A 12,674-nucleotide genomic window follows, 5' to 3' on the forward strand; every position below is an offset into this window, starting at 1 on the left:
CAAACCGAGGATTGGAGTGGTTGGTGGGCAACGATGTTTTGCTCACCAACCGCATTAACTCACCACGAAGACGTGAAATTCACGAAAAAAAGCAGGATAAATACCCCCAAGTCTTCATGCTTTCGACTTTAACCCTCATACTCACCTGTACTTAACTTCTACAGACTCGCTCCCCGACAACGCTCTCAATCGCACAACCAATTCATCGGTTGGATGGACGCGCCACTCATCACCCAATTGCAGATTTGCTTTGGCAACCGTTGAGGTATAACTGATACTCACAGGACAGCCGCCCCCCTTAAAAGGCTCCAGAGCAGCCATCAGCTTCGTAACATAGTCATGATCTTCATACTCATTGCCTGCCGCATGCCACACCAATTGAATCCCTCTAGCAAAAACCTCCCTGGCCTGCTCCATGCTGTACAGTTTCTCTACCGTTAAGCGTAGCGTCCCCAAATAATCGTCAACACCCAACGCCCCTTCGGCAATCAACAGACTGTCCCGGGAGAAAATGCCCCGGTATTTTTCGTAGACATCGCCAAAAGCCGCAATTTCAAGTCTGCCGGTTCGATCGTCAATGGTCGCAAATCCCATGGTTTTACCGCTCTTGGTCTGCCGAGTGCGCACTTCGACAACCAAACCGGCCGTTCGGGCCTCCATCTTCCTGCTTTTGGATCGCTCCACATTGGCCAGCAGCGACTCTATGGTTCCGTTGGTAAACTGCCTTAATTCAGCCTCGTATTGGTTGATCGGATGCCCGGTCAAAAACAAACCCAGAACCAGCTTTTCCGCAGCCAGCCGTTCATTTTCCGACCACGGCTCAACCATAGTGGAATAGGCATGTGCATCATCGATATTTTCGGCATTAACGGCCAGACCGAACAAATCGTTCTGGCCTGTTTTCGCCATTTTTCCGTGTTGCTCGGCGACTTTTAACACCGTCGGCAGCTCTGCCAAATGGCCTGCCCTATTCTGATCGAATTCATCGAAAGCCCCGGCGCGTATCAACGCCTCTAAAACCCGCCGGTTGAATTTGCGCAAATCGACCCGTTTGCATAAATCGTACAAGCTGGAAAATAGTCCATGTTCTTCCCGCTCTATCAGCATTTCTTCGATGGCCGCCTCGCCCACCCCCTTTAGCGCGCCCAAACCGTAAACGATATGGCCTTCATCGTTAACGGTGAATTTGTATTTTGAAACATTGATGGTGGGCGGAAGCGTTTCCAGCTTCATCTGCCTGCATTCTTCAATCAGGATCACCACCTTGTCGGTGTTGTCCATATCGGCGGACAACACCGCCGCCATAAATTCGGCAGGAAAATGGGCTTTCAACCAGGCAGTTTGATAGGCAACCAGCGCATAAGCGGCGGAATGCGATTTATTGAAACCGTAACCGGCAAATTTTTCCATCAAATCGAACACATAGGTCGCTATAGTTTCATCGACCTGATTTTCTATGGCACCGACGGTAAATTTGTCCCGCTCCTTGGCCATTTCCTCCGGTTTTTTCTTACCCATCGCCCGACGCAGCATGTCCGCCCCGCCCAGCGTGTATAACGCCATTTCACGGGCGATTTGCATCACCTGTTCCTGATACAAAATAACGCCGTTGGTGGGCTTTAAAATAGGTACCAGCAACGGATGCGCATATTCGGCTTTGGCTCCGTGCTTGACGTTGATGTAATCGTCGACCATGCCCGATTCCAGCGGTCCCGGACGGAACAGCGCCACCAGCGCGATAATATCGTCGAAACAATCAGGTTTCAGCTTCTTGATCAGCTCCTTCATGCCCCGCGATTCGAGCTGGAACACGGCGGTGGTCTGGGCGTTGGTCAACAGCTTATAAGAAGCCGCGTCATCCCGGGGAATGGTCGTTATATCAACCAGCGGCTTGCCTTGTTGTTTGTGTTTGGCATTAATATCCTGCAATGCCCAATCGATAATGGTCAGCGTGCGCAGTCCCAAAAAGTCGAACTTGACCAGACCGACCGCTTCCACATCGTCCTTGTCGAACTGGGTGACCAGGTTATTGCCGTCCTGATCGCAGTACAGCGGCGTAAAATCGGTCAGCTTGGTCGGCGAAATCACCACGCCGCCGGCGTGTTTTCCCGCGTTCCTGGCCGTGCCTTCCAGCGACAGCGCCATATCGATCAGCGCCTTGACTTCTTCCTCAGTATCGTAAAGCTGTTTCAGTTCAGGGCTGTCTTTTAGCGCTTTGGTCAGCGTCATGCCGATTTCAAACGGAATCAGCTTGGCCAATCTATCGACGAAACCGTAGCCGAAACCCAGCACCCGGCCGACATCGCGAATAACCGCTTTCGCCGCCATCGAACCGTAAGTGATAATCTGCGCCACATGATCCCGTCCGTAATGACGGGCGACATAATCGATCACCTCGTCCCGGCGATCCATGCAGAAATCGACGTCAAAGTCGGGCATCGAAACCCGCTCGGGATTCAAAAACCGCTCAAACAGCAGGTCGAATTCGATAGGATCAAGGTCGGTGATTTTAAGTGCGTAAGCCACTAACGACCCCGCACCCGAACCCCGTCCCGGCCCGACTGGAATCAAATTATTTTTTGCCCACTGGATAAAGTCGGCAACAATCATGAAATAACCGGGAAAACCCATCTGGGTAATCATCTTCAACTCAAAATCCAGGCGCTGATAATAAACGCCCCGGTTTTCCTCGTCCGTACCCTTGCCCACTGCCGGATAATGCAGCAACCGTTGCTCCAGGCCTTTCATGGATTCATCGGCCATAAACTCGCCCAGATTCATGCCTTCGGGTACCGGAAAATCGGGCAGGAAATTTTTGCCCAGCGTCAGCTTCAGGTTGCAACGTTTGGCAATTTCTACGGTGTTTTCCAACGCCTCGGGTATATCGGCAAACAGCGCCTGCATTTCTTCAACACTACGTAAATATTGCTGATCGGTGTAATCCTTGGGGCGACGGCTATCATCCAACACCCGGCTCTGATTGATGCAAACCCGCACTTCATGGGCAGCAAAATCCTGCCGATGAACAAAGCGCACATCGTTAGTCGCCACCACAGGCAAACCGGTTGCCAGCGCCAGTTCGACGACGGCGGCGATATAGCGCTCCTCGTCCGGTTTGCCGACCCTTTGCAATTCCAGGTAAAAACTTTGCTCAAACAATCCGCCCCAAAACTCCGCCAGCCGCTTGGCCGCATCAGGGTTTTCGGCTAACAGCGCCTTGCCTATATCACCGCTCATCGCGCCGGACAACGCAATCAGGCCATTATGATTGGCGACTATCCACTCCTGCCGGAGCATCGGCACACCCTGATGCTGGCCTTCCTGATAAGCTTTTGAAATCAACTCGGTCAGCGTGATGTAACCTTTGTGATTGTTGACCAGCAAGGTCAAACGATACGGCGTTGCGGGGTCTTCGGGATTAAAAATCAACACATCGGAACCGGCTATCGCCTTGATGCCCTGCCCTAATGCCGCTTTATAAAACTTGACCAGTGAGAACAGGTTGGCGTGCTCGGTGACCGCAACCGCAGGCATATTTAACTCAGCCAGACGCTTGACCAAGGGTTTGATTTTGACGATCCCGTCCACCAGGGAGAATTCGGTGTGGAGTCTTAAATGGACAAATGCCGGCTGCATGGGACTGAAAAGTGGGTTCGCGTTACATTATACGGATGAGCTATTTTACCTTGTTCGCAAGATTTCGGGGGACCAAGATAACAGCAAGCATAAAACTATTAACAAAACACCCTGTACGTTTCACCTGCTATAGACTTTCAGAAAATTTATCAAGGATGTGGACGCAAAGGAAAACCGACTAAAGCGCAGCAAAAAGCAATTGGTTGAGTTTACAACATCAGGAACTGAAGAGAATGGATGTCATTGTGGGATATGGAACAGTGTCATGATTGCCGAGGTCATCTGGCTAAAATTTGGTGTTCGTTACCACGTGAACCAGGACAGCGAGCAACATTTAAAAGTGATTATTGCAAAAATCGGCCAAGATGGCTGATTAGCGTCATGCGCCGGCGGAACACACTCAAAAAAGGGGCATCGAGTCATATATGTTCCGCTCGCGCCCAAATATCGGCCCGATATTGCGCCCAACAAATCAAGCTATGCTTCTTTCCTTTCCGCTACATTCGCTGAATGTCGCCGACAGTAACCCAATCAACACACACAAGTTAAATCTTATTCTCCGGTATAATGGTTTACTGATCTTTTAAGAAATTACCACTTATATGTATAGATATGAAGGCCGCGTTATCCACGAAAGCCACGATGACGACGGCATTTTAGAGGTTGTCGAGCAGGATGGTGTAAGGTCACTGCACTTCGGCTCGTTTCCCCGGCAAAGCAGCATGCTGCTGGCCGAACCGGACAAACTGCATCTAAATTATGTGCAGGCCATGACCAGCTGGCTGTTATTCAAACCCACGCTCGATGACGATGCCTTGATTATCGGCTTGGGCGGCGGCTCATTAACCAAGCATTTACTGCATCATTTCCCGGAATGCCGTTTAAAAGCTATAGAATACAGGGCAAGCGTGGTTAAAATAGCACGCAGTCATTTTGGCCTACCTCTCGACTCGCGCCTGAAAGTGATCATCTCTGACGGTGCGGAATATGTACGCCAACGCACCGAGAGCCAAAGCGAACAATACAGCCTGATGTTTATCGATGCGTTCGACCATGAAGGCATGGCGCCATCGATCTGCAATCATGCGTTTTTTGATGCCTGCAAAATGTTATTAAAAAAAGACGGCATGCTGGTCATCAATCTTTGGGGTGGCGTTAACAAGCCTTTATTCCGGCAGGTTGCCCTGTGGCTGGGACAAACTTTCGATTGGCGGATTCTGTTTCTTCCGGTCAGAGATCGAGGCAATATTATCGGCCTAGCCTTTAACAAAGAGGCCCCGCTTTATTCGATGAAAGATTTGAGAACCCGGGCCATCATTCTTGAGCAACTTTACCAGATTGAATTTATCGCTTATTTAAAAGAGCTCGCCAAACACAATTCCAGCGTCATCAACAACTCGATACAAAAATAATGTCTACCGCCTTAGCAACCGAACCCAACCTTTTTAGTTATCGCAAATACTGGGCGCAACGCTTCGGCATCGCCCCTGTTTTGCCGATGAGCAAGGCTGAAATGGACGAACTCGGCTGGGATGCCTGCGATGTGATTCTGGTGACCGGCGATGCCTACATCGATCACCCGAGCTTCGGCATGGCGCTGATTGGACGACTGCTTGAAGCGCAGGGATTCAGGGTGGGCATCATTTCCCAACCCGACTGGACCAGCGCCAAGGATTTCGGCAAGCTGGGTCGACCCAATCTGTTTTTTGGCGTGACCGGCGGCAACATGGATTCCATGGTCAACCGTTATACCTCGGACAAAAAAATCCGCTCCAACGATGCCTATACGCCGGACGGCGCGGCGGGTAAACGTCCTGACCGTGCGGTCAACGTATACTCGCACCGCTGCCGCGAAGCTTACAAAGACGTGCCTATCATCATCGGCGGCATCGAAGCCAGTTTACGACGCATCGCGCATTATGATTACTGGTCGGACAAGGTTAGAAAATCGGTGCTGCTCGACTCCAAAGCCGACCTGCTGGTTTACGGCAATGCCGAGCGCCAGGTCGTCGAAATCGCCCACCGTTTGGCCAACGGCGAGGTCATATCGGAGCTGAAAGGCATACGCGGCACAGTGCATTTCGTCAAACAAATACCGGAAGGCTGGGCGGTTAAAGATTCCACCGATGTGGATAAACCGGGCGCGGCAATGGTGCCTATCGACCCGTACCAGGAACAGCCTGCGTGCGATAAAAAACCGGCACAAAGTGAGACCGACGAAAAAGTCATTCAGTTTGATAAATTGTTGCTCAGAAAGCAGCGCTCAAAAACCGTTATCCGCCTGCCTGCCTACGAAACGGTAAAAGAAGACCCGATACTGTATGCCCACGCCTCACGCGTCATGCACGGCGAAACCAACCCCGGCAATGCGCGCCCGTTGATTCAGCTGCACGGAACCCGGCAGGTGTGGATTAATCCGCCCCCGATTCCGCTGACCACCAAAGAAATGGACGGCGTGTTCGACTTGCCCTATTCCCGCGTGCCGCACAAAGAATACGGCAACGCCAACGTGCCCGCCTTTGAAATGATCCAGCATTCGGTCAACATCATGCGCGGCTGTTTCGGCGGCTGCACCTTCTGCTCAATCACCGAGCATGAAGGACGAATCATCCAAAGCCGCTCGGAAGACTCGATCATCAAGGAAATTGAAGCCATCCGCGACACCTCTCCCGCTTTTACCGGCCATATTTCAGATTTAGGCGGACCTACCGCCAACATGTATCGACTGGCCTGCAAAGATCCAAAAATCGAAGCCGCTTGCCGTTTGCCCTCCTGCGTTTACCCCGGCATTTGTCCTAATTTGAATACCGATCATACGCCGCTGATTAAACTCTATCGCAGAGCCCGAGCCTTGCCCGGCATTAAGAAAATCTTCATCGCCTCCGGCCTGCGTTACGATCTGGCCGTAGAATCGCCGGAATATGTCAAAGAACTGGTCACCCATCATGTCGGCGGCTATCTTAAAATCGCCCCGGAACATACCGAGCAAGGCGTGCTATCCAAAATGATGAAGCCGGGCATGGGTACTTATGACCGCTTCAAGGAAATGTTTGACCAGTATTCCAAGGAAGCCGGCAAAGAACAATACCTGATCCCCTACTTTATCGCCGCGCATCCCGGCACTACCGATAACGACATGCTTAATCTGGCTTTATGGCTAAAGCGTAATGGTTTCAGGGCCGACCAGGTGCAGGCATTCTTGCCTTCACCGATGTCTATCGCCACCGCGATGTATCACTCCGGCAAAGACACCTTGCGTAAAGTCAGCCGCTTTGCTGAAGACATCGCCATACCCAAAAGCTTTAAGCAACGCCGTCTGCACAAAGCCTTCCTGCGTTATCACGACCCCAAGAACTGGCCGTTGTTGCGCGAAGCATTAAAAGACATGGGTCGCAGCGATTTAATCGGCAATGGCAAACAGCATTTGATTCCCACCTTTCAGCCCAAAGGCACGCTAGAAACGCCTGAGAAAACTCAATACTTTAAAACCAAACATACCGGACTGGACAATAATCGTAGCGGAAAAACCAAACCCCATTCGGGCAACAAAAATAAACCAGGAAGAAAGCAAAAATAATCCTTAAAAGGACTAGGCAAAGCAAAATTATTGTGTATAATACTCGCTTCTTAGCTGGTGTAGCTCAGTCGGTAGAGCAGCTGATTTGTAATCAGCCGGTCGCGGGTTCGATTCCCATCGCCAGCTCCAAGAATACTAAAGGAAATCAATGGGTTATAATGCCTTTGATTTCCTTTTTTTATGCCTGTCTAAAACGTTGCGTGACTTTTGCGTGTTTTGATTACGCAGACCTTTTCGGCAGCCGCAATCAGATTCCCCAATTCCGCCGACGAATAATGCGTCGTGATCCTGCTCGACTTGTGACCCAATAAATCCTGCCGATCTTCAAACGATACATTCTCTGCCCTCAAGCGCCGCCCAAAAGTATGCTTTAGGTCATGAATTCTCACTTGCGTTAAACCCACACGTTTTCTCGCTTTCTGCCACGCCGAATTATTCATAGTCAGGACGCGATGATCTTTATAGGTAAAGACAAATTCAGGATGTTGTCCCCGTAGCTGGTCAATCACCGCCTTTGCCTCACTATTTAAAATAACCACGCGCCGGGTTCTGTTTTTTACGGTATGGGCAGGTATAACAAAAATACTGGTGTTGAGTTCTGGAATGCGTTCTTCCCATTCCCAGCGTAATGAACAAACCTCTTGCTCTCTACATCCGGTATTCACCTTAAATACAGCCATCTTTACCAAGTGCTCAGGCAACTCATTAAACAACCGAGTTTGCTCCTCCCGTGACATTGGATAGGGTTCCCTGGCATCTTGCTGAGTAAGCAGCTTGATCTTCGGCGGAGTTACCAACCAGGTCAAGCCATATTCATCCCGCCATTCCAATGCCGCCAGATTTAAAATATGTCTGACGGTCTGTAAAGCATAGTTGATGGTCCTACTCTTAACACCTTGTGTCCGGCGCATTTCGATATAGGTTTGTAAGGTTCCCATGTGTACCAACTCTATGGGCATGTCGCCAATATATTCATCTAGCAACCGTAGATGCAAAGCGTCGTCCTTAAGGCTGGCTTTTTGTGACTCCAATAAATATTTAGTTGCCGCCTCTCTGAAGGTTCTCTTCGGACGAACGCCATAAACCGTTGCCTGCCGATTTTCTTCCATTAAGTGCGCGAGGAAGCTTTCGGCTTCTTCTTGGTCACTTGTGCCAGTGCTTTGGCAAACGCGTCGACCTTTGATGACTTTGTCGATGTGCCAGAGTTCGCCCCTTTTGACGAGGCCTGATGTTTTTTTGCGTCCCATGATTCTTTCTCCAGTTTGCGTGTGCCGGGTTTGCCGATCCGAATGATTAAGTCGTCGACCCAGGCATCTAATTCAAGGCGATCAAAAGCAACACCCTGCGTACCGATTTTCAACTCGGTTAGCGAAGGCCTTACTTCTGCGTTAAAACGGTTTTTGTCCATTCCGAGATAGAACGGTGCATCTCTGATGCGGATGATTCTTGGAAGGATGTAATTGAATGCTTCTGGTTTTTTTAGTGACATAAACTGCACCGCAATAGTTAGTGGTGCAATTCATTTACAGTTTTCAAAAAATAGCGTTTACCCCCCGTTTTTACGGTGTTTTTGGCAAACTGTTATGCGTCGAAATAAAAAAAAATGTTTTTAACCTTAATTTGACAAAGAATTCCCGTAAAAATGGCGATTTGCCTATTTTGCCGAATGACTACTTGTCTATTTTACCGAAGGTGTTTTCACGCAAGTTTTCCTGCACGATTTGCAGTCAAAAGCAAAAGTTCGCCATCGATTTCCGCTGTGTTTTGATATGCCGTCGGTCATACAATGAAGTGGTCTAAATGTGCTCATGATCTCGGTCGTGCGTAAATGACGACCTGCTGGCAAGGATTTTCCTGGAATGCGGTCAATGACTTGTATGCGTTGCCATTCCAGCGCCGGAAAGTGGCCTGATAAAAAGCCAGATTTCAAGACACCTCGAATGGCTGCCAGGGTTGTGTTGATGGTATTAGGCGACTTATTGGCCTGTCGTAACTCAGTACGAACCGTGGAAACCTGCTCATAACGTAATGTCAGCCACGGCATCTGTTCCAAAGATCCTGACCATTCGTTCAATAAGGCCACTTGCTGCAATAATGAGCGCATCGACCTGCGACCGCTGGGTGCCAAAATGGCGAGATAGAGCGTCAATGCGACGCAAGACGGCGACTGTTGATATTGTGTTGTGCGGGTTGATGTCGTTATGCGCGTCATAACGCAGTCCCTTTGCGGTAATGCGGCCACCTTACATGCATGTTAATGTATATTAACGTTACCGTTGACCGGTTGGCCTGGAAGGCTTCTATAGTTCCTGGTGTTACTGTCCTGCCGAGATTAAACGATGGATTTTTTTGCACACTTTGGTTAGTCATTGGTTTCTCCTAAAAGGGTGGATTGGGTTGTTTGCGCAGCGGAAGTGCCTTACAAACTGCTTGGCGATAAACATCTAACGGCGAAAGTCCGTATCAGATATTTGTTGTGTGGTTCGTTTGCGGTTGACCTCTGCTATCGGTGTGAGATCCTGCAAATTAAAAGTCTTCGGCCCATCTCTCCCAAAAGCCTGACTCATCGTGATGAGCGTTCTTCATGGCTGTTTCCAATGGCAAAACCCAAAAACCAACGGTTTCAAAGCGCATGCTGCCATCGGGATTCTCCAGATAATCGCGTAAATACCTTGAACAAGTTAGTGTGTTGCGATCCAAAGGCTCAGACCATTCTGTAACTTGTTGTAACAAGGAACGCATCGACCGTCGATCGATGGGGGCAAACTATCGACGTAGCCCGTCTATGCGACACAGTGCCGTCAACGCAATGTCCGTATATACGGGGGTGCGCTGTTTCGTCGTCATACCGCAGTCTCCGCAACGTAATGCCCCCATACGATAATATGCGTCAATATAGCCGCCATGATATGTCGATACTGCCGTTTTTTGATGGCGTTGCAAGCGAGATTCATAGGCGTCAGCGTCATAACAACCCGTGCTCGGCAAAAGAGAAATGCTCCGTGCCGCCGATAATGAAATGATCCAGCACTCGTATATCCACCAAACCTAAGGCGTCGATTAGGCGGCGAGTGATTGCCCGATCCGCCTCACTGGGTTCTGCCAAACCCGAAGGATGGTTATGAGCTAGAATCAGAGCCTTGGCGTTGATCTTCAGCGCGCGTTTCAATACCTCGCGTGGGTAAACATTGGCACCGTCAATGGTGCCTTTGGAACAGCATTCGGCTTTTATGACACGATGCTGGTTATCGAGAAAGATGCAATAAAATACCTCGTATTCCAACAGGGCAAGTTCCAGCATCAAGAAGTCCCGTGTTGCCTCAGGACTGGTCAAGGTTTGTCCACGAACGAACTTGTGTTTGATCAGCTTCTTGGCCATGGTCAGGATTTCGGCGGTGGTAACTGGGCGTAGGACCTCAAAGTGGCCTGAGGTTTCGTTTACCTGAAAGGGGTTAGTCATGTGGTTTCTCCTAATCAATGGACGTGACTAACCCTGAGCAGAGTTGCCCATCGGGTAGAGTCACGTCCGGTTTTATAAAGGCCTGTCAACCAACCAGAAGGCTGGCAATTGACAAGAAAGGGTTACAGGAACCGAAGATCTAGTCCTGAAGGTAGAGCTTATCGATGTCGGCCAGAATGTCGCTGACGCTAGATAACGAACGGCGTAAGGTCTTTTCCGTATGTCTGCGAGGATCAATACGCTTCACCGTATCGCGCAATTCCGTCACCAGTTCAGTCAGTTCCGGCGATAAGCTGCCTGTTACAGCACGACCAGCGCTGGAGGAAGGTTTCTCCTGCTCAGGCGAAGTGCTCAGGGTTTCTGTTGGTTTTGCCGAACCGTTCTTGGCTTCAGATGCAGCTTTTGATTCGGCTGGGGTTTCATTTTTCTGGGTCATGGGTGTATCTCCAAATGGATTAAATAAAATAAGAAACGAACAAGAGTGATCTTGTTCGATGGATGACTATTGAATTCATCGAATCAATATTCCTCGGGTAACAAAATAGTGGTCACACTCCGGTCTGCTTCGGTTATTATCCAGACCTTGGCAGCCGACAACGTTTCGCCTTCGGACAACGGTGGTGGCAGCACATACACCGAGAAAATACGCGAACCTTCTTGAAGTGCTTCCTCATTGGTTTGCGCATCCTCGGGACAAACATCGCCCCAATCGCCTGTTACATGACGAGCGATCAATTGAAAAGGGCTGATTTGGTAGCGCTGCATGACATCCTGCGCGCCCGGCGTGTAACACAACTGGCCGAGCTCGAAACGTGGTTTAGCCTGTGTGGTCGATGTGGTGGTTGTAGATTCCATAAAGTTCTCCGGTAATTAAAGGTTTGCATCAAAGGCACGGTGCCGATTCGGTAAAGAAATAGTCGTCGTGCCACATCAATAACGCTGTAAATCAGTGGCCAATAGACCTTGATTTAATCCGGATCCTCTTCAAAAGGTAACTCGTTGTCGTCCTCCCACTCTTCGGTGTCCTCGTCTAATACCGACTGGTAAGGCAACGCCGCAAGCACCACCTCGGTATAATGTTTGGACAGCCGCCGCATACTGCGACCCGCCTCAAGACAGGAATCATAGGAGTCAGGCTGATTCAACAGTTGCTGATAATTTTCACTGGTTTGCGTCAGACATTTAGCAAGGACATCAATGGCAGGAGCAAGTTTGGTTGTGATTGAAGGTGTCGTCATAATGATCTCCATAGAACAACATTCGATAAATTCCTCCAGGCGCACAAAAACCTACGCGCGCACGAAAGCTCACAGGTGTTCAAACCCGATGATTAAGGTGACAAACGCGATGATTGTTGAATGTGATGGAGGGACATTGGCGGCAAAAATTGAACAGTATTGCCGTAAATATAATATAACATAGCGGGTCTTAAATGTCAATCAATATTTAAGATATTTTAGTTTATAATCAATAACTTGAGATCATATAAACTCTAAATAATATTGGAGGACTAAGGTTTAAATACGCTCTATTGAGAATAGGCTGTCAGGAGTTTGGGGTTATTTTTGATCTAGTTCATCATCTGCATAATGCAAAAAGCTGCCATTGGCAATAAACAAAGATAAGGTATTTTAACAGACAGTTGACGGCCAAAGGACTAAACCGCTACGCGCTATGGTGGCTGCGATTTTAAGCCTCCCGGTGATTGAAAGAGTGTAACTGTTCCCTATGTTAAGAAATAAGGCGAATTGCCTTGTTTCAAGATAGGAGCAGTGTCATGACTTCGACAATTAAACCCATTACCCCGTTGCGCTTACGCATGATCGATGACATGCGGATGCGCAAACTTTCCCCCAAAACCCAGTCCAGCTATGTTCGAGTTGTAAAGCGTTTCTCGAGTTTCCTGGGGCGCTCGCCGGATACCGCCAGCGCCGAGGATTTACGCCGTTATCAGTTGTATCTGGTCGATCACGGCATTTCGTCTATTTCCCTGAATGCGGC

14 protein-coding genes and 1 tRNA gene are annotated in these 12,674 nt (G+C 49.3%); 4 read left to right on the forward strand and 11 right to left on the reverse strand.

The features are described 5' to 3' along the window. Positions 1-141: 141 nt before the first annotated feature. On the reverse strand, positions 142-3,636 hold the full coding sequence (gene dnaE / locus RW114_RS10295; protein WP_340122660.1) for a DNA polymerase III subunit alpha: 3,495 nt from the start codon (positions 3,634-3,636) through the stop codon (positions 142-144). A gap of 602 nt (positions 3,637-4,238) precedes the next feature. Here dnaE and RW114_RS10300 point away from each other — a divergent pair. From RW114_RS10300 to RW114_RS10310, 3 genes are all read left to right on the forward strand, one after another. After that, a complete protein-coding gene (locus tag RW114_RS10300) occupies positions 4,239-5,048 on the forward strand; it encodes a spermine/spermidine synthase domain-containing protein (protein ID WP_340122661.1) in 810 nt (269 codons plus the stop codon). After that, a complete protein-coding gene (locus RW114_RS10305) occupies positions 5,048-7,213 on the forward strand; it encodes a YgiQ family radical SAM protein (RefSeq protein ID WP_340122662.1) in 2,166 nt (721 codons plus the stop codon). The genes RW114_RS10300 and RW114_RS10305 overlap by 1 nt, the downstream gene beginning before the upstream one ends. A gap of 53 nt (positions 7,214-7,266) precedes the next feature. Further along, positions 7,267-7,342, forward strand: a tRNA-Thr gene (locus RW114_RS10310). Between the two features lie 59 nt (positions 7,343-7,401). On the opposite strand, the gene RW114_RS10315 is transcribed toward RW114_RS10310, so the two are convergent. The 10 genes from RW114_RS10315 to RW114_RS10360 all read right to left on the reverse strand — a co-directional run bounded on the left by RW114_RS10315 (position 7,402) and on the right by RW114_RS10360 (position 11,911). Then, positions 7,402-8,322, reverse strand: coding sequence for a tyrosine-type recombinase/integrase (locus RW114_RS10315; RefSeq protein WP_340122663.1), 921 nt, complete (start codon positions 8,320-8,322; stop codon positions 7,402-7,404). Continuing rightward, a complete protein-coding gene (locus tag RW114_RS10320) occupies positions 8,322-8,702 on the reverse strand; it encodes a hypothetical protein (protein WP_340122664.1) in 381 nt (126 codons plus the stop codon). The genes RW114_RS10315 and RW114_RS10320 overlap by 1 nt, the downstream gene beginning before the upstream one ends. A gap of 189 nt (positions 8,703-8,891) precedes the next feature. Next, complete coding sequence (locus RW114_RS10325) at positions 8,892-9,425, reverse strand: hypothetical protein (protein ID WP_340122665.1); 534 nt, start codon at positions 9,423-9,425, stop codon at positions 8,892-8,894. After that, positions 9,422-9,583, reverse strand: coding sequence for a hypothetical protein (locus tag RW114_RS10330; protein WP_340122666.1), 162 nt, complete (start codon positions 9,581-9,583; stop codon positions 9,422-9,424). The genes RW114_RS10325 and RW114_RS10330 overlap by 4 nt, the downstream gene beginning before the upstream one ends. A 156-nt stretch (positions 9,584-9,739) precedes the next feature. Beyond that, positions 9,740-9,946, reverse strand: coding sequence for a hypothetical protein (locus RW114_RS10335; protein ID WP_340122667.1), 207 nt, complete (start codon positions 9,944-9,946; stop codon positions 9,740-9,742). Between the two features lie 110 nt (positions 9,947-10,056). After that, the gene (locus RW114_RS10340) at positions 10,057-10,182 is read right to left on the reverse strand and encodes a hypothetical protein (RefSeq protein WP_340122668.1); all 126 of its coding nucleotides are present in this window, start codon (positions 10,180-10,182) and stop codon (positions 10,057-10,059) included. Next, positions 10,179-10,673 carry a RadC family protein gene (gene radC / locus RW114_RS10345; protein ID WP_340122669.1) on the reverse strand — a complete coding sequence of 165 codons (495 nt, stop codon included), beginning with the start codon at positions 10,671-10,673 and terminating at the stop codon, positions 10,179-10,181. Before radC ends, RW114_RS10340 begins: the two co-directional genes overlap by 4 nt. A 139-nt stretch (positions 10,674-10,812) precedes the next feature. After that, positions 10,813-11,109 carry a hypothetical protein gene (locus RW114_RS10350; RefSeq protein WP_340122670.1) on the reverse strand — a complete coding sequence of 99 codons (297 nt, stop codon included), beginning with the start codon at positions 11,107-11,109 and terminating at the stop codon, positions 10,813-10,815. 83 nt (positions 11,110-11,192) lie between these two features. Continuing rightward, positions 11,193-11,528, reverse strand: a complete 336-nt coding sequence (locus tag RW114_RS10355) for a type I restriction endonuclease subunit M (RefSeq protein WP_340122671.1) — start codon at positions 11,526-11,528, stop codon at positions 11,193-11,195. A 113-nt stretch (positions 11,529-11,641) separates the two neighbouring features. Continuing rightward, entirely contained in the window at positions 11,642-11,911 is a 270-nt protein-coding gene (locus tag RW114_RS10360) for a hypothetical protein (protein ID WP_340122672.1), read from the reverse strand. Positions 11,912-12,450: 539 nt separating this feature from the next. On the opposite strand from RW114_RS10360, the gene RW114_RS10365 reads away from it, so the two are divergent. After that, on the forward strand, positions 12,451-12,674 hold a 224-nt coding region (locus RW114_RS10365; RefSeq protein WP_340122673.1), incomplete at its 3' end, for a phage integrase N-terminal SAM-like domain-containing protein.

This window comes from Methylobacter svalbardensis, assembly GCF_037671525.1.
Lineage (GTDB): Bacteria > Pseudomonadota > Gammaproteobacteria > Methylococcales > Methylomonadaceae > Methylobacter_A > Methylobacter_A svalbardensis.